This is a genomic window from Sphaerisporangium sp. NPDC005289, assembly GCF_040607455.1.
Classification (GTDB): Bacteria; Actinomycetota; Actinomycetes; order Streptosporangiales; family Streptosporangiaceae; genus Sphaerisporangium; species Sphaerisporangium rhizosphaerae.
In genome coordinates this window covers 195029-218443 of the sequence record NZ_JBEXGS010000009.1, presented here as the reverse complement: position 1 = coordinate 218443, position 23415 = coordinate 195029, and the positions used below count along the sequence as shown (strand labels likewise).

At 72.7% G+C, this 23415-nt stretch carries 12 protein-coding genes; 6 read left to right on the top strand and 6 right to left on the bottom strand.

Annotated elements, in window-relative coordinates:
- Positions 1-8: 8 nt before the first annotated feature.
- The 4 genes from pflB to ABZT47_RS18235 form a co-directional block, all read right to left on the bottom strand.
- Positions 9-2270, bottom strand: coding sequence for a formate C-acetyltransferase (gene pflB, locus ABZT47_RS18250; protein ID WP_354842888.1), 2262 nt, complete (start codon positions 2268-2270; stop codon positions 9-11).
- A gap of 147 nt (positions 2271-2417) precedes the next feature.
- Positions 2418-2903 (bottom strand): flavodoxin domain-containing protein, encoded by a 486-nt coding sequence (locus tag ABZT47_RS18245; protein ID WP_354842885.1) that lies wholly within the window; start codon positions 2901-2903, stop codon positions 2418-2420.
- Positions 2904-3015: 112 nt separating this feature from the next.
- Positions 3016-3987 (bottom strand): cytochrome d ubiquinol oxidase subunit II, encoded by a 972-nt coding sequence (cydB, locus tag ABZT47_RS18240; RefSeq protein WP_354842883.1) that lies wholly within the window; start codon positions 3985-3987, stop codon positions 3016-3018.
- 11 nt (positions 3988-3998) lie between these two features.
- Entirely contained in the window at positions 3999-5378 is a 1380-nt protein-coding gene (locus ABZT47_RS18235) for a cytochrome ubiquinol oxidase subunit I (RefSeq protein WP_354842880.1), read from the bottom strand.
- Between the two features lie 377 nt (positions 5379-5755).
- Between ABZT47_RS18235 and ABZT47_RS18230 the strand changes: the two genes are divergently transcribed.
- Positions 5756-8185 (top strand): GNAT family N-acetyltransferase, encoded by a 2430-nt coding sequence (locus tag ABZT47_RS18230; protein ID WP_354842877.1) that lies wholly within the window; start codon positions 5756-5758, stop codon positions 8183-8185.
- Positions 8186-8361: 176 nt separating this feature from the next.
- Here the strand turns inward: ABZT47_RS18230 and gap are convergent, their stop codons facing one another.
- Complete coding sequence (gene gap / locus ABZT47_RS18225; protein WP_354842874.1) at positions 8362-9354, bottom strand: type I glyceraldehyde-3-phosphate dehydrogenase; 993 nt, start codon at positions 9352-9354, stop codon at positions 8362-8364.
- Positions 9355-9636: 282 nt separating this feature from the next.
- On the opposite strand from gap, the gene adhE reads away from it, so the two are divergent.
- Positions 9637-12267, top strand: coding sequence for a bifunctional acetaldehyde-CoA/alcohol dehydrogenase (gene adhE / locus ABZT47_RS18220; protein WP_354842871.1), 2631 nt, complete (start codon positions 9637-9639; stop codon positions 12265-12267).
- Positions 12268-12472: 205 nt separating this feature from the next.
- Positions 12473-13771: a Na+/H+ antiporter NhaA gene (nhaA, locus tag ABZT47_RS18215; protein WP_354842868.1), complete on the top strand. Its 1299-nt coding sequence runs from the start codon at positions 12473-12475 to the stop codon at positions 13769-13771.
- Here the strand turns inward: nhaA and ABZT47_RS18210 are convergent.
- Positions 13756-16311 carry a cation-transporting P-type ATPase gene (locus ABZT47_RS18210; protein WP_354842865.1) on the bottom strand — a complete coding sequence of 852 codons (2556 nt, stop codon included), beginning with the start codon at positions 16309-16311 and terminating at the stop codon, positions 13756-13758. The two genes, nhaA and ABZT47_RS18210, sit on opposite strands and share 16 nt — an antisense overlap.
- A gap of 292 nt (positions 16312-16603) precedes the next feature.
- Here ABZT47_RS18210 and ABZT47_RS18205 point away from each other — a divergent pair, with 292 nt between their 5' ends.
- From ABZT47_RS18205 to ABZT47_RS18195, 3 genes are all read left to right on the top strand, one after another.
- Positions 16604-18526 (top strand): multicopper oxidase, encoded by a 1923-nt coding sequence (locus ABZT47_RS18205; RefSeq protein ID WP_354842863.1) that lies wholly within the window; start codon positions 16604-16606, stop codon positions 18524-18526.
- A gap of 116 nt (positions 18527-18642) precedes the next feature.
- On the top strand, positions 18643-21744 hold the full coding sequence (locus ABZT47_RS18200; protein ID WP_354842860.1) for an AAA family ATPase: 3102 nt from the start codon (positions 18643-18645) through the stop codon (positions 21742-21744).
- A 390-nt stretch (positions 21745-22134) separates the two neighbouring features.
- Positions 22135-23412: a S1 family peptidase gene (locus ABZT47_RS18195; RefSeq protein ID WP_354842857.1), complete on the top strand. Its 1278-nt coding sequence runs from the start codon at positions 22135-22137 to the stop codon at positions 23410-23412.
- The last annotated feature ends 3 nt before the right edge of the window (positions 23413-23415 follow it).

The window sequence follows — 23415 nt, the reverse complement described above, 5'->3', positions numbered from 1 at the left end:
CCCGACCATTACAGGGACCCGTGGAAGGTGCGGTCCACGACGTCCTGCTGCTGCTCGCGCGTCAGGCGGACGAAGTTCACCGCGTACCCCGACACGCGGATGGTGAGTTGCGGGTAGCGGTCCGGGTGCTCCATCGCGTCCAGCAGCACGGCCCTGGTCAGCACGTTGACGTTCATGTGGAAGCCGCCGGCGTCGGCGTAGCCGTCCAGGACGCCGACCAGGTTCACCACCCGCTCCTCCGGGGTGCGGCCCAGTCCTTCGGGCGTGACCGTGTTGGTGAGCGAGATGCCGTCCTTGGCCTGGTCGTAGGGCAGCTTGGCCACCGACAGGGCGGCGGCGACCATGCCGTGCCGGTCGCGGCCGTTCATCGGGTTGGCCCCCGGCGCGAACGGCGCGCCGGAGCGGCGCCCGTCGGGGGTGTTCCCGGTGTGCTTGCCGTACACGACATTGGAGGTGATCGTCAGCACCGACTGGGTGTGCTCGGCGTCGCGGTAGGCGGGGTGGCGGCGGACCTTGGCCATGAACGAGCGGACCAGGCCGGCCGCGATGCGGTCCACCCGGTCGTCGTTGTTGCCGAAGGCCGGGTAGTCGCCCTCGACCTCGTAGTCGACCGCCAGCCCCGTCCGGTCGCGGATCACCCTGACCCGCGCGTACTTGATCGCCGACAGGCTGTCGGCGGCCACCGACAGCCCGGCGATGCCGCAGGCCAGAGTGCGCGCCACCGGGTAGTCGTGCAGCGCCATCTCGATGCGCTCGTAGGCGTACTTGTCGTGCATGTAGTGGATGACGTTGAGGGCGTTCACGTACGTGGCGGCCAGCCAGTCCATCATCCGGTCGAACGCGGCGGCGACCTGGTCGTGGTCCAGGTACTCGCCCTCCAGAGGCGGGACGGCCGGGCCGATCTGCTCGCCGGTCATCTCGTCGCGGCCGCCGTTGATCGCGTACAGCAGGGTCTTGGCCAGGTTGACCCGGGCGCCGAAGAACTGCATCTGCCTGCCGACCGGCGCGGCCGACACGCAGCAGGCGATGGCGGTGTCGTCGCCGAAGCACGGTCGCATCAGGTCGTCGCTCTCGTACTGGATCGAACTGGTCTCGATCGACAGCCGCGCGCAGAACCGCTTGAACGGCTCGGGCAGCCGCGGTGACCAGAACACCGTCAGGTTGGGCTCCGGGGCGGGCCCGAGGTTGCGCAGGGTCTGCAAGTAGCGGAAGCTCGTACGGGTCACCAGTGTCCGGCCGTCCTCGCCCATGCCGCCGATCGACTCGGTCACCCAGGTGGGGTCGCCGGAGAAGAGCTCGTCGTACTCGGGGGTGCGCAGGAACCGGACGACGCGCAGCTTGATCACGAAGTCGTCGATCAGCTCCTGGGCGCGCTCCTCGGTGATGGCGCCCTCGGCCAGGTCGCGCTGCAGGTAGACGTCCAGGAAGGTCGCGGTACGGCCCAGCGACATGGCGGCGCCGTTCTGCTCCTTCACCGCGGCCAGGTAGGCCAGGTACAGCCACTGGACCGCCTCGTGGGCGGTGGCGGCGGGCCGGGAGACGTCGCACCCGTACGAGGCGGCCATCTCCCGCAGCTCCGCCAGGGCGCGCACCTGCTCCGAGAGCTCCTCGCGGTCGCGGATCACCGCGTCGGTGGAGAAGGCGTCGTCGAGGCCGCGCAGCTCGGCCTTCTTGGCCTCGACCAGCCGGTCGACGCCGTACAGCGCGACGCGGCGGTAGTCGCCGATGATCCGGCCCCTGCCGTAGGAGTCGGGCAGGCCGGTGATGACCCCCGAACGGCGCGCGGCGCGGATGTCGGGGGTGTAGGCGTCGAAGACGCCGTCGTTGTGGGTCTTGCGGTACTTGGTGAAGATCTCCCGCACGCGCGGGTCGAGGGTGTGGCCGTACGCGGCCAGGCCGTTCTCCACCATCCGCAGGCCGCCGGCGGGCATGATCGCCCGCTTGAGCGGTGCGTCGGTCTGAAGCCCCACGATCAGCTCGTCGGCCTGGTCGATGTACCCGGGCCGGTGAGCCGTGATCGAGGAGGGCGTCGAGGCGTCGACGTCGTAGACGCCGCGCCGCCGCTCCTCGGGGAGCATGCCGGCGATCTCGCGCCATACGGCCAGCGTGCGAGCGGTGGCGGAGGCCAGGAACGACTCGTCGCCGTGGTAGGGCGTGTAGTTGTCCTGGATGAAGGCGCGGACGTCGATGGCCGTGCGCCAGGCCGTTCCGTGGAAACCGCGCCAGGCTTCGAGCCCGGCCGCCTGCCGCCGTCCCGCTGTGACCGTCATCGCGAACCTCCCGGTGTCAGGGTCTCGCTCCCACTTTCGTCCGGTCCCCCCGCCGGCTCATCGAACGGAGGTCCTTGATCGGCGGGCCGAAAGTCCTCCGGCCGCGGCTTCCCGCGGGGCCGCCGGGCGTTCTCAGGCATGGCGGCGTCAGCCCAGCCGGGCGGACACGCTCTTGGCCCACGCCGCGATCCGCTCCCGGTCGCGGTAGTCGCCGGCCAGCTTCTTGGCCATGGCGGAGGCCACGAACCCCGACTGCTCGGGAGCGAGGCGCCCGCCGAACGTCACGTGCCCGGCCGCTTCCAGCCGGGCCGACAACGTGGCGACTCCCCGCACCGGCGGGATGTCCTTCCGGGCGGCGGCGTCGCCGAGCGGGCCGCTGCTGAAGAGCCACACCGAGCGGTTCCGCAGCGTCTCGGCGTGACGCCGCGCGAAGCGGCGGGCGTCTTTGTGCCACACGCCCGCGTAGAGGGCGCCGCCGAGGATCACGACGTCGTATCCCTGTACCTGCCGCGCCTGCTGGGCGGCCGTGACGTCGACGTGGTGGCCGTCCTGCCGCAACGTCTCGCCGATCCACTCGGCGATCTCGGCCGTCGAGCCCTGCTTCGATCCGTATGTCACCAGGATGCGTGCCATGGGATCACCTCCATGCCGAGCATCGGTCCGGCGTGGGAGGGCGCGTAGAGCCCGACGGCCATGGTCACGGGTGACCAAGGTCCCGCCGGGCCCCGGGGTTCGCGCGCCGGGTTCAGCCGCCGGTGAGCCGCTTGCGGAACACCCAGTACGTCCACGCCTGGTAGGCCAGGACGATCGGGGTGAAGCTCACCGCGACCCAGGTCATGACGGTCAGCGTGTAGGGGGTGGAGGAGGCGTTGACGACCGTGAGGCTGTGGGCGGCGTCCAGGGCGGGCATGACGTCCGGCCACAGGTTCCCGAACAGCGTCGCGGTGACCGCGGCGATCGCCGTGGCGTTGGCGGTGAACGCCCAGCCGTCCCTGCCCCGGATCGTGGCGCCCAGGGCGCAGGCGACGCCGGCGGCCGCGACGGCGGCGGTGACCCAGGTGGCCGGCTTTCCGGAGTCGAGCTGGGTGAGCAGGAGGAACGCGCCGCCGATGACCAGGGCGAGCAGCCCGAGCTGCCGCGCCACCCGGCCCGCGGCCTGGCGCAGCTCCCCTTGGGTGCGCAGGGCCAGGAACACGGCTCCGTGCAGGGTGAACAGCGCCAGCGTCGCCGCTCCGCCGAGCAGGGCGTAGGGGTTGAGCAGGTCCAGCAGCGTGCCGGTGTACTCGTGATCGGCGTCCAGGGTCACGCCGTGCACGATGTTGGCGAAGGCCACTCCCCACAGGAAGGCGGGGACCACGGAGCCCCAGAACAGGGCGCGGTCCCATCCCCGGGTGCCGTCGCTCTTGTTGCGGTACTCCAGCGCCACCCCTCTGGCGATCAGCGCCAGAAGGATGAGGAACAGCGGCAGGTAGAAGCCGCTGAACAAGGTGGCGTACCACTCGGGGAACGCGGCGAAGGTCGCGCCGCCCGCGACCAGGAGCCAGACCTCGTTGCCGTCCCAGACGGGCCCGATCGAGGCGACGACGACGCGGCGCTCGGCCTCGTCGCGGGCCACGAGCGGCAGCAGCACGCCGACGCCGAAGTCGAAGCCCTCGAGGACGAAGTATCCGGTCCACAGGACGGCGATGAGCACGAACCAGACGGTTGTGAGTTCCATGGGACGGGTCCTCAGTAGGAGAGCGCGGGTACGGGGTCGTTGGGCTCGGCTTCCGTCTCGACGCCGAGCCGGACGAACTTCAACAGAAGCCGCACTTCGATGACGGCGAGCAGCCCGTAGACCAGCGTGAAGCCGGCCAGGGTGAGCGCGACCTCGGGGACGTCCGCCCCCGGGGACACGGCGGCCGCCGTGCGCATGACGCCGAAGACGGTCCACGGCTGGCGCCCCATCTCGGTGAAGATCCAGCCGAGGGAGTTGGCGAGGAAGGGCAGGCCGATGCCGAGCACGGCGGTCCGGTAGAACCAGCGGCTCGCCGGCAGGCGTCCGCGGCGGGTCAGCCACAACCCGGCCAGGGCGAGCAGCCCCGCCAGCAGCCCGAAGCCGATCATCAGGCGGAACGACCAGTACGCCAGCCCCACCACCGGCCGGTAGTCGCCCGGGCCGTACAGCCGCTGGTAACGGGCCTGGATGTCGTTGATGCCCTCGACCTTCCCGTCGGGCGTGCCGGTGGCGAGCAGGCTGAGTCCGTTGGGGACCTGGATGTTGACGTGGTTGCGGCCGCCCGCCACGTCGCCGACGGCGAACAGCGAGAAGCCGGCGGAGGTCTCGTCGTCCCACAGCGCCTCGGCCGCGGCCATCTTCATGGGCTGCTGCTCGGTCATGATCTGCGCCTGCCAGTGTCCGGACACGGCGACCCCGGCGGCGGCCACCAGGCCGACCACCATGGCGATACGGGCCGAGGTCAGGAACAGCGGCACGTCGCGCCCGCGGGAGAGCTGCCAGGCGCTCACCCCGGCCACGAAGGCGCCCGCGGTGACGAACGCGCCGAAGATCACGTGGGGGAAGGTGACCAGGGTGGTGGGGTTGGTCAGGACGGCCCAGATGTCGGTCAGCTCGGCCCGGCCGCTCACCGGGTTGAGCCTGTACCCGACCGGGTGCTGCATCCAGGAGTTCGCCGCCAGGATGAAGGAGGCGGAGACCGCCGTGCCGGTCGCGGCCAGCCAGATCGTCGCCAGGTGCAGGCGCGGCGGGAGGCGGTCCCAGCCGAAGATCCACAATCCGAGGAACGTGGACTCCATGAAGAAGGCGATCAGCCCTTCCATGGCCAGCGGCGCCCCGAAGACGTCCCCGACGAACCTCGAGTACGCGCTCCAGTTCATCCCGAACTGGAACTCCTGCACGATTCCCGTGACGACGCCCATCGCGAAGTTGATGAGGAACAGACGCCCCCAGAACCGGGTCAGGCGCAGGTAGGCGAGGTTCTTCGTGCGGTACCAGGCGGTCTGCAGCCCGGCCACGATGAACGACAGCCCGATCGTCAGGGGGACGAACAGGAAGTGGTAGACGGTCGTGATGCCGAACTGCCACCGGGACAGGTCAAGGACGTCCATCAGGGCTCCAGGAGTTTCGAGGCACTCCCGGAAGGGTCCGGCATCCGCCGGCGTCGTCCCCAGGGCCGTCGGGTCACATGTCGCGGGACCTTGGTCCCACCGACGGACGCGCACGCCGGTCCCGGCGAGGGGCGAGGGCGGGGCGGAGACGCGGTGGCCGGGCCGGAAGGACGGTGGAGCCTCCGGTGCGCGGCGGTGATCCCCGGCGGACCAAAGTCCTCTTCACGGTGGCCCTCCGGCACTGCCGCCCTTGCGGCATGGGGCGGGACCGTGGCAGTGAACCACGCACCGAAGCAGACCCGACGACGGCGGCAGGCGCGGCGCGGCCGTCCTCCCGCATGCCCTCATCGCGGTCCGGCACCGAACGGGAGACCGTCATGTCCGAGGAATGCGACGTCCTGCTCCGCGACGGCGGCATCGCCCACGTGCGCCCGCTCGCGGCCGGCGACGGCGCCGGCCTGCACGAACTGGTCGCGCGCACATCGGAGCGTTCGGCCTACCTGCGCTTCTTCACCGGCGGCCGGGCGACGGCGCACGCCTATGCCGACCGGCTCACCCGCCCCGGCCGGCAGGGCCTGGTGCTGGTGGCGATCCTCCACGGCCGGCTGGTCGCCATCGCCGAGCACACCCCTGCCGCCGCGCCCACGGCCGCCGAGATGGCCATCCTGATCGACGACGCCGCCCAAGGACTGGGGCTCGGCACCCTGCTGCTGGAACACCTGGCCGTGCGGGCCGCGGAGGCCGGCGTCGCGGAACTGACCGGCGAGGTGCTCGCCGAGAACCGGGCGATGCTGAGGATGCTCCACGACCTCGGACTGCCGGTCGAACTGGAGTACGACGGCTCCCTGGTGCATCTGCGCATCCGCCTGGACCCGGGTGACCGGCTGCTGGAGAGCGTCGCGGCCCGCGACCACCAGGCCGAGCGCGCCTCGCTGGCCCGCGTGATGGCGCCGGCGTCCATCGCCGTCGTCGGCGCGGGCCGCGACCCGTCGGGCGCCGGGCACAAGGTGCTGCGCAACCTCCTCGACGGCGGGTTCCCCGGCCCGGTGTACCCGGTCAACCCGAAGGCGGCGCGCGTGGCCGGGATCGAGGCGTACCCGGACCCGCGCGCGGTCCCCGGACCGGTGGACCTGGCCGTGGTCGCGGTCCCCGCGCCGGCCGTCCTGAGCGTGGCCCGCGACTGCGCCGCCGCCGGGGTGAAGGGGCTGGTGGTGCTGACGGCCGGGTTCGCCCAGAACGAGGGACGGCCCGCCGAGCGGGAGCTGGTGGCGATATGCCGGTCGGCCGGCATGCGCCTGGTCGGCCCGAACTGCCTCGGGATCGTGAACACCGCGGCGCGGATGAACGCGAGCTTCCTGCCCACCCCCCTGGTCGGGGGCGGCATCGCGGTGATGTCGCAGTCGGGCGCCGTCGGAGCGGCCCTGCTGGAGCGCCTGCCGGTCTCCTCGCTGGTGTCGGTCGGCGACAAGGCCGACGTCAGCGGCAACGACCTGCTCGAATACTGGGAGGACGACGAGACGGCGCAGGTCATCGCGCTCTACCTGGAGTCGTTCGGCAACCCGCGCAGGTTCGCCAGGATCGCCGCCCGGGTGGGGCGCCGCAAGCCGGTGCTCCTGATCAAGAGCGGACGGTCCGTGGCGGGTGACAGGGCGGTGCGCTCGCACACCGCGGCCGCCGCCACGCCCGACGTCGCGGTGGACGCCCTGGTGCGCGCGGCCGGAGTGATCCGGGTGGACGGCGTGCGGGACATGCTGGACACCGCCCGGCTGCTGACGGCCCAGCCGCTTCCGGCCGGTCGCCGGGTGGCCATCGTCGGCAACTCCGGCGGCCCGCAGGCGATGGCCGCCGACGCCTGCGAGCGCGAGGGGCTGGTCGTCCCGGAGCTCGGCCCGTCCGCCGCGCCGGCCGCGTGGGTGCGGGCCGGGTCGGCGCTCGGCAACCCGGTGGACCTGACCGCCGACGCCTCCGCGGAGGAGATCGGCGCGGCGGTGGAAGGCGTGCTCGCCGAGGCGGGGGTGGACGCCGTGCTCGTCGTCTACACCCCTCCGTTCGGATCGGGGCCGGAGGCGACCCGCAAGGCGATCGGCGAGGCCGCCCGCGCGTCCCGCAAGACCGTGGTCGCCTGCGTGATGGGCCACGAAGGGCTGATCGACGGGCGCATCCCCGTCTACGCCTATCCCGAGGAGGCCGTGCGGGCGCTGGCCCGCGTCACGGCGTACGCCGCGTGGCTCCGCACGCCGGACGACCGCGCCGAACCGGTATCCCGCGGACCGGCCCGCGGCGCCAGGGAGATCGTGCTGTCAGAGCTCGCCGCGCGGCCCGGCGGCGGGTGGCTGGACCCGGTCGCCACCGGACGGCTGCTGGGGTGCTTCGGGGTGAGCGTCGCCGAGTCGATCAGCGTTGACGCCCCGGAGAGCGCCTGCGTCGAGATCATCGTGGGCGGCGTCAACTACCCGGCGTTCGGCCCGCTCGTCATGGTCGGCATGGGGGGCGTCACCGCCGACCTGCTCGCCGACCGCGCGTTCCGGGTGCCGCCGCTCAGCCTGGACGCCGCCGCGGAGCTGATCGCCGACCTGCGCTGCTCGCCTCTGCTCTACGGCCACCGCGGCAGGCCGAAGGCCGACGTCAGGTCGCTGGCCGAGCAGATCGTCCGCGTCGGCCGGTTGCTGGACGCCCTGCCCGAGGTGGCCGAACTGGACCTCGACCCCGTGATCGTCTCCCCGTCCGGCGCGGTGGCCGTGGACGCCCGCGTACGGCTCGCGCCCAGCACCCCCGCACCCTCACCCTTCGCCCGCCGGCTCCGCTGACGGCCTCCGACGGCGGGCGTCCGCCCGGGCCGTCCGGTGGCGAGCCTCCGGCGGGGTCCTACAGCGGGGGCGTCCGGCGGCGTCCGGCGATGGGGGGACACGACCCCGACCGGTACGCCGATGACGGCCGAGGTCGCCCGTGCGACCCCGGCCGTCATCTCGACCTGTCCGCCGCCTCAGCCCTCCGCGGCGATCCTGGTCGCCGTCTCCACCAGGCGGCTCGCGTAACCCCACTCGTTGTCGTACCAGCCGAACACCTTCACCAACTCTCCGTCGGCCTGCGTCAGAGGGGCGTCGAACACGCACGACGACGGGTCGCCGATGACGTCGCTGGAGACCAGCGGCCCGGTGCTGTAGCGCAGGACGCCCTTCAGCGGGCCCTGTGCCGCCTCGGCGAACAACTGCTTGACCTCCTCGGCGGTCGTCCGGCGGGCCAGGACCGCCGACAGGTCGGTCAGCGAGCCGTCCACGACCGGGACGCGCAGCGCGAGCCCGTCCAGCCGGCCCTTCAGCTCCGGCAGCACCTCGCCGACCATGCGGGCCGCGCCCGTGGTGGTCGGCACGATGTTCACCGCCGCCGACCGGGCCCGGCGCGGGTCCTTGTGCGGGGCGTCCAGCAGGCGCTGGTCGCCGGTGTAGGCGTGGACGGTGGTCATGAAGCCCTTGACCAGGCCGAAGTTGTCATGGAGCACTTTGGCCATCGGCGCGACGCAGTTGGTGGTGCACGAGGCCATCGACACGATCTGGTGCAGCGCCGGGTCGTAGGCGGAGTCGTTGACGCCCGGTACGAGCGTCACGTCGACGTCCTTGCCGGGGGCCGAGATGAGCACCTTGCGCGCGCCGCGCTTGAGGTGCGGGCCGACCTCGGGGCCGGTGCGGAACCGGCCGGTGGCCTCGATGACGAGGTCGACGCCGTATCCGGCCCAGTCGATGTCGGCGGGGTCGCGATGGCCCGTCACCTGGATCGCGTGGCCGTCCACCAGCAGGGCCGACGCCGACACCGCGACGGGACGCTCGTAGCGGCCGTAGGTGGAGTCGTGCTTGAGCAGGTGGGCCAGCGTCTCGACGTCGGCCACGTCGTTGACGGCGACGATGTCGAGTCCCTGGCCGAGGCCGCGCCGCAACACGGCCCGGCCGATCCGCCCGAAACCGTTGATTCCTACCTTCATCATCACTCCTCGGATTCTTGGGCTACGTGGCGATCGTCCGGCGGGGGCGGGCACGCCCCACAGAGGCGAAGGACCACTCCGGAAGGACCAGAGACTCTGCCCACGCCGGCCGGCGTCCCCGACGCCGGTCCAGGAGCGGCCCGGGCGCGGACCGCCGGGGTCCAAGGTCCCGAGCCGGGGTGTCGTTCGGGCAGGGGATCAAGGTCCAAGCGCTCCGGTGCCGGAGGCGGCTGATCGAGATGCTCAGAGTGACCGCATCACACGAGATGCCGAGGTGATCACATGACCGCGCACGTGGCGCACGTACCGGCCGCCGTCAGCGAGATGATCGACGCCCTTGTCGGGAACGGGCTCAAGGCGCTGGAGGAGTACGCGGCCTTCGACCAGGAACAGGTGGACCACATCGTGAAGAAGGCGTCGGTCGCCGCGCTCGACGAGCACGCCGGGCTGGCCGAACTGGCGGTACGGGAGACCGGCCGCGGGTTGTTCGAGGACAAGGCGGTGAAGAACGTCTACGCCTGCGAGCACGTCACCAACGGCATGGCGGCGCTCAAGACCGTCGGCGTCATCGCCCGCGACGACATCAGCGGCCTGGTGGAGATCGCCGAACCGGTCGGCGTGGTCTGCGGGATCACCCCGGTCACCAACCCCACCTCCACCACGATCTTCAAGACCCTGATCGCCCTGAAGACCCGCAACCCGATCGTGTTCGCCTTCCACCCCGCGGCACAGGAGTGCAGCGCCGCGGCGGCGAGGATCGTCCGCGACGCGGCCGTCGCCGCGGGCGCGCCGGAGCACTGCGTGCAGTGGATCGAGGACCCCTCGCCGGTCGCCACCAGCGCGCTCATGCGCCATGACGGCGTGTCCACGATCCTGGCCACCGGCGGCGGAGGCATGGTCCACGCGGCGTACTCGGCCGGCAAGCCCGCGCTCGGCGTCGGCCCGGGGAACGTGCCCGCGTACGTCGAACGCACGGCCGACCTGCGCCGGGCCGTCAACGACATCGTGCTGTCCAAGGCCTTCGACAACGGCATGATCTGCGCCTCCGAGCAGGCGGTCATCATCGACGCGGCCGTGTACGACGCGACGCTCGCCGAGTTCGGCTCGCTGCACGCCTACCTGGCCACGCCGGAGGAGAAGCGGAAGCTGGAGGACCTGCTGTTCGGCGCGGCCACGGGCGCACCGGGGGCCTGTACCAGGATCAATCCCGACGTCGTCGGCCGGTCCGCCGCCTGGATCGCCGGGCGGGCCGGTTTCACCGTGCCGGAAGGCACCTCGATCATCTTGGCCGAGGTCGGTCAGGTGGGCCCGGCCGAGCCGCTGACCAGGGAGAAGCTCTGCCCGGTGCTGGCGGTGCTGCGCGCGGCCGGCGCCGAGGAGGGCATCGTCCTGGCCGAGCGCATGGTGGAGTTCGGCGGCCTCGGCCACAGCGCCGCCGTCCACACCCGTGACGAGGTGCTGGTGGAGAGGTTCGGAGCGAGGGTGAAGGCCGTGCGGATCATCTGGAACGCCCCTTCGTCCCACGGCGGCCTCGGCGACATCTACAACGCGTTCATCCCCTCGCTGACCCTGGGATGCGGCAGCTACGGCCGCAACTCGGTCTCCCACAACGTCTCCGCCGTCGACCTGCTGAACATCAAGCGGATCGGACGCCGTACCAACAACCTCCAGTGGTTCAAGGTGCCCGCGAAGATCTTCTTCGAGCCGCACGCGATCCGCTACCTGACCGACATGCCCGGCGTGCACCGGGTGACGATCGTCACCGACGCGACCATGACCCGGCTCGGCTACGTCGACCGGATCCTCACCGTGCTGGGCCGCCGCGCCGAGCGGGTGGCACTCCAGATCATCGACGACGTCGAGCCGGAGCCGAGCGTCGCCACCGTGGACCGCGGCGCCGAGCTGATGCGCGCGTTCCGCCCCGACACGATCATCGCCCTCGGCGGGGGATCGGCGATGGACGCGGCCAAGGTGATGTGGCTGCGCTACGAGCACCCCGAGGTCGTGTTCGCCGACATGCGGCAGAAGTTCTTCGACATCCGCAAGCGGGCCTTCAGGTTCCCGGCGCTGGGCGGCCTCGCGCGGCTGGTCTGCGTGCCGACGACCTCCGGCACCGGGGCCGAGGTCACGCCGTTCGCCGTGATCACCGACACCGCCACGGGCAAGAAGTACCCGCTGGCCGACTACTCCCTCACTCCGAGCGTCGCCATCGTCGACCCGGTCCTGGCCGCCGATCTGCCGCCGACCGTCACCGCCGACAGCGGCTTCGACGCCCTGACCCACGCCATCGAGGCGTACGTGTCGGTCTACGCCAGCGACTTCACCGACGGCCTGGCCCTGCACGCCATCAAGCTGATCATGGGCAACCTGGAGAGCGCCGTGCGGCACGGGTCCGGCGACCCGGTCGCGCGCGAGCGGATGCACAACGCCGGGTCCATCGCCGGCATGGCCTTCGGCAACGCCTTCCTCGGCATCGTCCACGCCATGTCCCACACGCTGGGCGCGAGCTTCCACATCGCCCATGGCCGGACCAACGCGGTGCTGCTGCCGCACGTGATCCGCTACAACGGCACGATTCCGGCCAAGCCGACCGGCTGGCCGAAGTACGAGCACTACCGCGCCCCCGAGCGCTTCCAGGAGATCGCGCACGCGCTGGACCTGCCCGCCGCGACCCCGGAGCAGGGCGTCGAGTCCCTGGCCGCCGCCATCGAACGGCTCCGCGACGCCGCCGGCATCGAGCCGTCCTTCCAGGCCCTGGGCATCGACGAGGAGGAGTTCATCGCCGCGCTCCCCCAGCAGGCGCGCAACGCCTACGAGGACCAGTGCGCCCCCGCCAACCCCCGGATGCCGATGCTCGACGACATGCGGTCCCTCATGCGCACGGCCTACTACGGCACGCCCCGGGAGCGCTGAGCGAAGAAGGGATCTCCGACGGCGGATCGACGGACCGGCGGCGCCACGGCCGTGCCGGAGCCGCCGGTCCCGATGGCCGGCCGCGGCGGCGGGCGCCGCGGACCGGCCGTTCACGGCGCGTCCGGGCGTCCTGATACGTTGGTCACAGGTGCGCCGGGAAGTCTGGTCGGCAGGTCCGGCCCGACCCTGCCACCAGTGGAGCACCATGCGCACCGCCTCCCACCGCACACCCCGCCTGCCCGGACGCGGCACATGGCGCGAAGCGCGGCGCGTCGCCGACATCCTGCGCAAGGAGACCCTCGGCGGGGCCCTGCTCCTGGCCGCCGCGCTCGCCGCGCTGGCCTGGGCCAACTCCCCGTGGTCCCGGGCGTACGAGGACCTGCGCGCGATGCGCGTGGGGCCGGCCGCCCTGCACCTCGACCTGCCCCTGGCTACCTGGGCCGGTGACGGCCTGCTGGCCATCTTCTTCTTCGTCGCCGGGCTGGAGCTCAAACGCGAGTTCGTCGCCGGGGACCTGCGCGACCCGCGGCGGGCGGCGGTGCCGGTGGCCGCCGCCTTCGGCGGCGTGGCCGTGCCGGCGGCGCTGTACCTGGTGGTGGCCGGCGCGGACGCGGTACAGGGCTGGGCGATTCCCACCGCCACCGACATCGCCTTCGCCCTGGCGGTGCTGGCGGTGATCGGCCGGCACCTGCCCGCCGCGTTGCGCACGTTCCTGCTGACCCTGGCGGTGGTGGACGACCTCATCGCCATCGTCATCATCGCCGTCGCCTACACCATCCACCTGTCGGCGCTCCCGCTGCTGGCGGCCCTGGCGCCGCTCGCCGGCTTCGCCGTGCTGGTGCGACGGCGGGTGCGCTCGTGGTGGCTGCTGCTGCCGCTCGCCTTCTCCACCTGGGCGCTGGTGCACGCGTCGGGCGTGCACGCCACCGTGGCCGGGGTGCTGCTGGCCCTGACCGTCCCGGTGCCGCGCGGCGCGCGGGCGGGCGTCCCGGAGGGCGGGCCCGGGCTCGCCGAGCACTTCGAGCACCGGTTCCGGCCGATCTCCGCCGGCCTCGCCGTCCCGGTCTTCGCCTTCTTCTCCGCCGGGGTGACCTTCGGCGGGCTCGACGGGCTCACCGGGACGCTCACCGAGCCGGTCGCGCTCGGCGTCGTCGCCGGACTGCTGGCCGGCAAGCCGATCGGCATCCTGGCCGCGACCTGGGGGGTGGCCCGTTTCACCCGCGCCACCTTGGACGAGGGTCTGACCTGGACCGACATGACCGGCCTGGCCGTCCTGTCGGGCATCGGGTTCACCGTGTCGCTCCTGATCGGAGAACTGGCCTTCGGCCCCGGCGGCGACGCTCACGCCACGGTCAAGGTCGCGGTCCTGGCGGGTTCGCTGGCCGCCGCGCTGACGGCCACGGTGATCCTGCGGTCGCGCGCCCGCGCCTACCGGCGCATCCACCAGGCCGAGACCGCCGACTCCGACGATGACGGCATCCCCGACCTCTACCGCGCGACCTGACCACCGCCGTCCGCCAGGGCCCCCTCGCGCCGATGGAGGACACGGTCGAGACGGGTGGCGACGTAGCCGAGGGTGGACAGAGCGGTGACGATCAGCAGGTCACCCGCGGCCAGGGGCCGGGTCCCGAGGAGTTCGCGGAGCGGCGGGAGGTAGAGCCCGGCCAGCTGGAGCACGAGGGCTCCGGCGACCGCGAGCAGCAGCGCGGGGTTGGCCGAGGAGCCGGGCCGGGTGCGGGAGCCGATCGCCACCCCGAGCTGGGTGGCGCCGAGGGCGAAGAAGGCCATGCTCTGCCACGGGCGTCCGGTCTGGTGGGCCCAGATGGCGACGCCCAGGGTGACGGCGGTGAGGACGACGGCGATCCGGAGCACGCGCTGCCACAGGCCGGCCCCCAGGATGCTCTGGGTGGGCGGCCGGGGCGGCCTGCTCATGGACCCCGGCAGGGCGGGCTCGCCGCCCAGGGCCACGCCCGGAAGCCCGTGGGTGAGCAGGTTGATCCACAGGATCTGCGCGGGCAGCAGCGGGAGTGTGAGCCCGGCGAACGGGCCCAGCAGCATCACGGCGATCTCGGCCGCGCCGCCGGACAGCCCGTAGACCAGGAAACGGCGGATGTTGGTGTAGACGCGGCGGCCCTCCTCGACGGCGGCGACCACCGTGTCGAGGTCGTCGTCGGCCAGCACCAGGTCGGCCGCCTGGCGGGCCACCTCCGTGCCGCGCTCGCCCATCGCCACGCCGATGTCGGCGCGTCTCAGCGCGGGCCCGTCGTTGACGCCGTCCCCGGTCATCGCCAGCGTGTCGCCGCGATGACGCATGCTCTCGATGATGTCGAGCTTCTGCTCGGGCGTGGCCCGGGCGTACACGCTCGCGGTGCCCTCGCCCGGTGCGCCGGCGTCGCGGCAGTCGACGACCCGGCCGCCGGTCCCGATGATGCCGAGGTCGGTGGCGACGGCGCGAGCCGTCCCCGGGTGGTCGCCGGTGATGAGGACGGGTCTGATCCCGGCGCGCTTGCAGGCGTCGATGGCGGCCGCCGCGGCCGGCCGCGGCGGATCGAGGATCGCGATCAGCCCGAGCAGCGTCAACCCGCGCTCCTCGACGGTCGCCGGGACGTCGTCCAGGTCCGACGCGGCGACGGCCAGCACCCGGTAGCCGTTCTCGGCGAGCCGGTCGGCGCGCTCGCGCGCACGGGTGAGGACCGCGGGGGCGTCGATCAGGACGGAGGGATGGAGCAGCGCCTCGGGCGCGCCCTTGCAGATCGTCCGGGCGTGGCCGCCGGGCGTCCGGTGGACGGTCGTCATGCGCTTGCGCCCGCTGTCGAAGGGCCGCTCGGCGACCCGCGGGAAGCGCTGCTGCGTCTGTGACCGGTCCAGGCCCAGCTTGGCGGCGGCGGCGAGCAGGGCGGCCTCGGTGGGATCGCCCAGCGCCAGCCACCGGCCGCGCGGGTCCGGCGTCAGTCGCGCGTCGTTGCACAATGCCGCCGCGGTCAGCAGGTCGGTGAAAGCCTCGGCGCCGACGGCCCCTTCGGGGATGATCCGGCCGTCGGGGGCATAGCCGGAGCCGGTGAGCCGCGCTTCTCCGGCCGGGGTCCACACCAGCCGGGCGACCATTCTTCCCTCGGTGAGCGTGCCGGTCTTGTCGGTGGCCAGCACGGTGACCGAGCCGAGGGTCTCGACGGCGGGCAGCCTGCGCACCAGGGCGTTGCGTGCGGCCATGCGGCGCGCTCCCAGCGCCAGGCTCAAGGTGACGACCGCGGGCAGCGACTCCGGGACGGCCGCCACCACCAGGCTGATGGCGGTCACGACCATCAGCTCGACCGGCAGGCCGCGGACCAGGCCGAGGGCGAGCACGATCACGCACAGCAGCACGGTGACGCCGGCCAGCATGCGGCCGACATCGGTCAGCCGTCGCTGGAGGGGGGTGAGACCGGCGCCGTTGACCATCATGGACGCTATGCGTCCGGCCGTACCGGCCGCCCCGACCGCGGTGACCACCGCCCGTCCGCGCCCCCGGGCCACGACCGTGCCCGCGGACACCGGCCGGCCGGCGCCCTTGTCCACCGGGACGGACTCGCCCGTCAGGGCCGACTCGTCGATGAGCAGCCCGGCCGCCTCCACCAGTTCGGCGTCGGCAGGGACGATGTCCCCCTCGGCCAGCACCACGACGTCACCGACGACGACGCCGGCCGCCGGGACCTGCGTCTGCGTGCCGTCGCGGATCACGCGCGCCGTCGGAGCGGTCAGTTCGGACAGGGCGGTGATGGCGCGGTCGGCCCGGACCTCCTGGACCACCCCTACCGAGGTGTTGACCACGATCACCAGCATGATCACGGCCATGTCGGTCCAGTCGCCCGTGGCCAGGGTCAGCGCCGTCGCCACCAGAAGGACCAGGATGAGCGGGTCGCGGAGCTGGGCGGCGACGCGCCGCCACAGCGGGACGGGCGGTCTCCGGGGAAGCAGGTTCGCCCCGTCCCGTTCCAGTCGTGCGGCCGCCTCCGCGGACGACAGGCCGCGGCCGGCGACGCTCGCGGTGACATCCTCCCTGGTCATGGGTCGACTCCGGCGCGGCCGGCGAGTGATCGGGTCATGGTTCGAGCCTCTGACCGGCGACGCCGCGGGCACAGAGTCTTTGGTCCCCTGGCGGGGCGGCGGGCCGGGCCGCGCGGGCCGCACGGGCCGGACGCGCGACCGCCGGTGCCCCGGATGGCGGCAGGTGTAGATTCGCAGGTAGAAGTACTGATGGTCCTCGATGAGCCGTGGAGCGGTTGGTCGCGGAGACGACCCGGCGGCGTCGTGACCGGCCTGAGTTGGACATTCTCGTCCGACATCCGAGGAGGCCGAGGTGATCACGAGACGTGAGTTCATGAAGACGGGCGCGGCGGGCGCCTTTCTCCTGGTCGCCGGGCGGCGCCTGCGCCTGGGAGGCGCGGCGGCCCCCTGGGGCATGATGGACCCGGCGGCGATCGCCAAGTACGTCACCCCGCTCGCCGTTCCTCCGGTCATGCCGTCCCTCTCCGCGGCGGGCGATCCCGCGGACCGGTACCTCATCGGGGTCCGGCGGTTCCGGCAGCAGATCCTCCCTCCGGGGAGCCCGGCGACCACGGTCTGGGGCTACGGGTCGGTCCGGCACCCGCGCACCTTCAGCTCTCCCGGGTTCACCCTGGAGGCCACGGTCGACAGGCCCCTCCTGGTGACGTGGGCGAACGAACTGGTCGATGGGGATGGTCGCCACCTGCCGCACCTGTTGCCGGTGGATCCGACCCTTCATTGGGCCAACCCGGGGGGCGGCGTGCGGGGCCGTGATTCGCGCCCCGACCTGACCTCCACGCCCGGCCGATACGACGGGCCGGTGCCGATCGTCACCCATCTGCACGGCGGGCACAATCTCGAGGACAGCGACGGTTTCCCCGAGGCGTGGTACCTCCCGCGAGCGAGAGACATCCCTCCCCGCTATGCGACCGAGGGCTCCCAGTACGCGGCCTTCGCCGCCGGCTTCGCCGACCGGACCGGCATCTCCTGGCGCCCGGGATCCGCGGTGTTCCGTTACGGGAACGACCAGCCCCCCACCACGATGTGGTACCACGATCACGCGCTGGGCGTGACCAGGCTCAATGTGTACGCGGGTCTGGCGGGGTTCTACCTGCTGCGCGGCGGTCCGTCCGACCTGCCGGCACCCATGCTGCCGGGACCGGCGCCACGGCGAGGCGATCCCGCCGGCACCCGGTACCACGAGATCCCGATCGTCATCCAAGATCGCTCGTTCGACGCCGACGGCTCGCTCCACTATCCCGGCAGCCGCAGGGACTTCGACCGGATCGCGGGGCCCTACATTCCCCACAGCGATCTTCCGCCGATCTGGAACCCGGAGTTCTTCGGCACCGCCATGATGGTCAACGGCCGCACCTGGCCGTACCTGACGGTCGAGCCACGCCGCTACCGGTTCCGCTTCCTGAACGGCTGCAACGGGCGGGTCCTCGACCTGAAGATCGTCACGCGGCCCGCCGCGAAACGCCCGGTGGCCCCGGCCCTGCCCTTCTGGCAGATCGGCTCGGACGGGGGGTTCCTGCCCGAGCCCGTCGAACTCGGCAGGCTCCTGCTCGCCCCGGCCGAGCGAGCCGACGTGATCGTCGACTTCACCCGCATGCCCCAGGACTCGGAGCTGTACCTCATCAACGAAGGGCCCGACGGGGCCTACCGCGGGGATCCGCGGGCCACCCCGGCCGACCCGGCGACGACCGGGCAGGTGATGAGGTTCCTCGTGCGGGAATCGGTGGAACCGGATCTCAGCGAGCCTCCCGACCGGCTCGCCCTTCCCGCGCCCGGCCCGCTCGCCCCGGAGACGAAGACCCGCAAGGTCGCCCTGCTGGAACAGACCTCGGCCACCATCGCCGGCGCCCCGCCGACGTCGGCGCTGCTCGGCACCGTCGACGGCGGGGTCAGGGCGAGGATGTGGTCCGATCCGATCACCGAGACCCCCGTGGCGGGCTCCACGGAGGTCTGGGAGATCCACAACCGGACGGTGGACGCCCACCCCATCCACATCCACGAGGCGCAGTTCGAGGTGGTCGACCGGCAGCCGTTCACCGGCGCCTCCCGGTCTCCGGAGCGCTGGGAGACGGGGTTCAAGGACACGGTGATCGCCTATCCCCACGAGATCACCCGGATCAGGGCGACGTTCGACCGGGCAGGGCTGTTCGTCTGGCACTGCCACCTCCTCGAGCACGAGGACAACGAGATGATGCGCCCCTACCGCGTGACGGGCTGAAGGCGCCGTGATCCCGCCTCCGCCGCTGGTCGCGGCCACGGGAAAATGCGTCGTACGCGGCATTTGCTGGTTGTAGCCTGACCCCTGCGGCACGTTCCAGGAACGTGAGGAGCAGGATGGCTCACCCGGATCCCGACGATCATCTCCGGCGCCGGCTGCGCACCTTGCAGCGGGTCGTGGGCGGTCCCACCGACGCGACGCTGGCTCGCCGCAGCGGGGTCGCGGCGGCCACCTTCTCCGAGGCGATGGCCGGCAAACGGCGACTGCGGGACGAATTCGTCGCCAAGGTCATCGCCGGCTGCGTGGCCTGTGCCCGCGCCGCGGGAAGAGCCGGGCTGGACGAGCAGCACGTTCTGCAGTCGCTGCGGCTTCCCGGCCACACCGCCGCGGACAACGGCATCTTCGAACGCGACGACTACCTGGACTCCTGCTCATCTGTGCTCGACGAGGTCCGCGGACGGGCGGGGGCCACGATCGTGGTCGAGGGCCCCGCGGGCATCGGCAAGTCCGAACTGCTCGCGCGGGTGTGCGCGGAGAGCGCCGTGCGCGGGATCACCCCCTTGGTGGTGCGCGGCAACCAACTCGACCAGACGATGGCCTTCAGCGGCGTCCGGACGCTGCTCGGCCGCTGGGCGGCCGGCCACAGTGGCCACGACCGGCAGCGCCTGTTCGCCGGCGCCGCCGCGTTCGCGCGGGTGCCCCTCGGCCTCCCGCACACCCGGCGAGGTTCGGAGATCGGCCTCACCGAAGCCCTGTACTGGCTGCTGGTCAACGCCACCGACCCCGCCGGCGGCGACGAATCGCTGCTGCTGGCCGTCGACGACGCGCACTGGCTGGACGAGGAGTCGCTGAACTGGCTGGAGTTCCTCAGCGACAGGCTGGCCGGACTGCCCGTGGTGTTGCTGCTGGCCTGCCGGCCGGACGAGCCCGCGCAGCCACCGGCGCTCACCCGTGTCACCCTGCGCGCCACCTCCGTCATCCGGCCCCGGCCGCTCAGCCTGGACGCCGTGCGCGCCATCGTGGGCCGGGGCCTCGGACCTCCGGGCTCCCCTCCGGACGAGACGTTCTGCGCGGCCTTCCACCGGCACAGCGGCGGCAACCCGTTCTACCTGCGGTGGATGATCGACCTGGCCCGCGAGCGGCGGCTCGCGCCGACGGCCGGATCCGCCGCGCGCGTCGCCCGCCTCACGCCCCGCCAGGTCGTGGTGCACCTCAACGAGCGGCTGCGCACGCTCGGGCCGCCGGCGGAGCGGCTGGCCCGCACCATCGCCGTGCTCGGCCCCGGTATCCCCCTCGGCCAGGCCGTCCACCTCGCCGGACTGACCTGTGAGGAGGGCAGGCGCGCGTACGACCTGCTCTGCAGAGCGGGGATCCTGGCCGACCACTCCAGCGTCGACTTCCGGCACCCGATCATCCGGAGCGCGGTCTACGACGACATCGACCCCTCGCAGCGCAGCGACACCCATCTCGCGGCGGCACGGTCGCTGCACCAGGCCGACGCCGGCCTCCAGCCGGTGGCCGCCCACCTGCTGCGGGTCAACGCCGCGGGCGACCCCTGGGTGGTCGACCGGCTGGTCGCCGCGGCCGACGCGGCGATGAGCTCCGGCCTGGCGGCCACGGCGGCCCGCTACCTCGGGCGCGGGGTCGCCGAGCCGCCACCGCCCGCCCGGCGTTGCCAGGTGCGAACGCGTTACGGGCAGGCGCTGGCACTGGGCGAGGTGGCCACGGCCATCCCCGAACTGCTCGCCGCCCGCGAGCAGGCCGCCGACGACGCCCAGGGCGTCGAGGCCGCGATCGCGCTCGCCAAGGTGTACGGCTACGCCAACCGGCTCGGCGACGCCGTCCGATCGCTCGACCGGGCCCTGGACGGCTGCCGGGACGACGGTCTCCGCGACCGCCTGCGGGCCGAGCAGTTGCTGTGGGCCACCTGGTGGGCCGACGACCCGCACCGGCCCGACCGCATGCTGCTGCTCGACCGGGCCGCCCCGCCGCTGCGGGGCGCCACCCACGTGGAGCGTCTGATGATCGCCCTGCACGCGTGGAGCCTGGTGCTGCGCGGGGAGCCCCGCACCGCCGCCGCGAAGGCCATCGGGCCCGTGATCCGCGACGGCGTGTCGTTCGCCGACCTCGACCAGGGCATGGAGGTCGGCACCGTGACCGCGTTCGTCCACCTGTTCTCCGACGACCTGGCGACGGCCGGTCGCCTGTTCGAGCAGGCGGTGGACGAGTTCGACCGCAACGGCTGGCGCGGCACCCACCTCACCTTCGCCCGCGTCCACTTGGGCAACGTGGCCCTGCGGGAGGGCAGGATCGCCGACGCGGTCGCCGACGCCGAGATCGCGCTGCGCCTGGCCGACCGCACCGGCCCCGGAACGCCCGCGGAGCAGTTCGCCACCGGCACCCTGATCGAGGCACTGCTCGCGCGCGGCGACGTCGACCGCGCGGAGGCGGTGTACGGCGAGCGCCGGTACGGCGCGTCCTCGGCCGACGCCTTGGTGCTCCCCATACCGAACGCGGTCCGCGGCGCCCTCCAGATCGCACGCGGCCAGAACGCCGGCGCCGCCGCCACGCTGCGCCGGCTCGGGCAGTGGCTGGAACACGCGTCGCTGCTCAACCCGTCGGTGTGCATGTGGCGCTTCGACCTCGCCCAGCTGTTGCGGCACACCGCGCCGGACCAGGCCCGCGAGATCGTGGATGTCGGGATGCGGCGGGCGGAGCGGTTCGGCAGCCCGCTGGTCCGTGCGCGAGCCCTGCGCACGCTGGCCACGCTGCGACCGGCCTCGGCCGCGGAACCGCTCGAGGAGGCGGTCCGGATCCTGCGCCCCACCCCGCACCGCCTCGAACTGGCCCACGCTCTGGCCGAACTCGGCGCGGCCCTGACCCGGAGGGACCCCACGTCCTCGCCGCGGACCGGCCACGACGCGCGCGTGCCGCTGTCGGAGGCGCTGACCCTGGCCGACGAGTGCGGCGCCCTGGGGCTGGCCGACGCCGTCGCCCGGCGCCTCGGGGACGCTCCTCACCTCCAGCGCCGCCGGACCAACGGGCTGGATCCGCGCCGGCGACGTGTCGCCCTGCTCGCCGCGGACGGACGCTCCGAATCCGAGATCGCCTACAGCATGGTCCTCGACCTGGACACGGTCACCACGCTGCTCCGTGAAGCACACGACATCCTCGGAGTCGGCTCCCGCGCCGAACTGCGCCGCGCCCTGACGCGGTGACCGTGACCCCTGCCCTTGAACCGGCGGATCCTGCGACCCGGCAAGCCTTCTGCGGCGGACCGTGTGACCCGGCATGCCCTCTGAACCGGCATGCCCTTTGAACCCGGGGTGCCCGCTGAACCGGCATGCCTCTGAACCGGTGTGCTCTCTGAACCGGCGGACCGTGTTAACCGGCATGCCGTCTGTGGCGGCATGCCGGCCGAACCGGCACGGGCCGGTCGCCGGATGCCGGAATCGTTCGGTTATTCGGCGGCGATGGCGAAGCCCCGGCGCGCTCGGTGAAATGACTCGACTCCTCCGATGACCGCGCCCCGCGGATCGGATCCCTCCAAAGGCGAAACGGGGCCGCATGACGGCCTCCGTCACCCTGTCCACGATCAAGGGGAAATGATGCCAATCGCAGCACATCGCGGCACGTTAGCCGGCCCGCGCAGGTCGGCGGCACGGTACGTGGGGGTCCTGAGCGCGGTCGTGCTGAGCGTGACCGCGCTCAGCACGACCTCCGCTCTGGCCGATCCCGATCCCGAACCCGCTCCCGGCGCGGGCAAGAACGCCGTCGAGGCCGTCCCGTTCAGCCACATCCCGGCCGACATCCGGCAGAAAATGCTCGACCAGGTTCCGCTGAAGGAAGCGGCGTCGAAGATCTCCTGGGCCGTCGAGAAGGGCGGAGCGGCCGGCGGGTTCGCCGGCATCGTCCTGCAGCCCAAGTCGGTCGAGCTGTGGTGGAAGGGCAAGCTCCCCGCCTCCGTGAACAGCGCCCTGGCCAAGGCGCGCGGCGTCGCGGCCGTCGAGGTCAAAGCCGCGCGTCACTCCCAGGCCGAGCTCAAGAAGGCCGCGGCCGGCCTGCTGGCCGACCTGAGGAAGAACCCGCAGGGGGCGCTCACCCAGGTGGCCGGCTCGGTCACCGGCGCCGGGCTCGTCGTGACCACCAAGGCCGCGGCCAAGACGCTCGCCCCTCGGGCGACGACGGTCGGCGGCGTTCCGGTCACCTACGTCACGGGGGAGGTCCCGCAGGCCGACGGCCGGTACAACGACTACGACCCCTACTACGGCGGTGGCGCGATCATCAACGACGACAACCACGCCCGGTGCACGGCCGGCTGGGCCGTCACCGACGGCGGCGGTCAGAGCTACCTGCTGACCGCCGGTCACTGTGGCCGGACCGGCGGCGGCTGGCACAACGGTTCCTGGACCACCCCCGGCACCGGCCTGTGGGTCGGAACCGGCGCCCAGGAGAACCCCGGTCACGACATCCTCCTCATCACCGCGAGCTCCGCCGGGCGCATCTGGGACGGCGACTCCTCCGGCACCTTCACCAAGGGCGTCGCCGGCTGGGACTGGGTCTACGCCAACGAGTGGGTCTGCCAGTCGGGCTCCACGAGCGGCGCCGTCTGCGGGATCCAGAACACCGCCGACTTCGCCTACGGAGGCTGGTACCTCGACGCCTACGGCAACACCGAGTACTGGTCGGACCTCATCGTCGCGCGCCGCACCGACGGCGGGCTGCCGAGCCAGGCCGGCGACAGCGGCGGCCCGGTCTTCGCCCTGAGCGGCGACTACAACGTCGTGGCGAAGGGAACGGTCACCGCCCACAACGGCTCGACCTTCTACTACCAGGACTTCGCCACGGCCGTCCGCGACTTCGGGATCTCCGTGAAGACCGGCTGAACC

Excerpts from the sequence above, each read along its gene's own strand:
- ABZT47_RS18195 (WP_354842857.1), top strand. The coding sequence starts at position 22,135 with ATGCCAATCGCAGCACATCGCGGCACGTTAGCCGGCCCGCGCAGGTCG.
- ABZT47_RS18245 (WP_354842885.1), bottom strand. The coding sequence starts at position 2,903 with ATGGCACGCATCCTGGTGACATACGGATCGAAGCAGGGCTCGACGGCC.
- gap (WP_354842874.1), bottom strand. The coding sequence starts at position 9,354 with ATGAAGGTAGGAATCAACGGTTTCGGGCGGATCGGCCGGGCCGTGTTG.
- nhaA (WP_354842868.1), top strand. The coding sequence starts at position 12,473 with ATGCGCACCGCCTCCCACCGCACACCCCGCCTGCCCGGACGCGGCACA.
- adhE (WP_354842871.1), top strand. The coding sequence starts at position 9,637 with ATGACCGCGCACGTGGCGCACGTACCGGCCGCCGTCAGCGAGATGATC.
- ABZT47_RS18200 (WP_354842860.1), top strand. The coding sequence starts at position 18,643 with ATGGCTCACCCGGATCCCGACGATCATCTCCGGCGCCGGCTGCGCACC.
- cydB (WP_354842883.1), bottom strand. The coding sequence starts at position 3,987 with ATGGAACTCACAACCGTCTGGTTCGTGCTCATCGCCGTCCTGTGGACC.
- ABZT47_RS18235 (WP_354842880.1), bottom strand. The coding sequence starts at position 5,378 with ATGGACGTCCTTGACCTGTCCCGGTGGCAGTTCGGCATCACGACCGTC.
- ABZT47_RS18210 (WP_354842865.1), bottom strand. The coding sequence starts at position 16,311 with ATGACCAGGGAGGATGTCACCGCGAGCGTCGCCGGCCGCGGCCTGTCG.
- ABZT47_RS18230 (WP_354842877.1), top strand. The coding sequence starts at position 5,756 with ATGTCCGAGGAATGCGACGTCCTGCTCCGCGACGGCGGCATCGCCCAC.
- pflB (WP_354842888.1), bottom strand. The coding sequence starts at position 2,270 with ATGACGGTCACAGCGGGACGGCGGCAGGCGGCCGGGCTCGAAGCCTGG.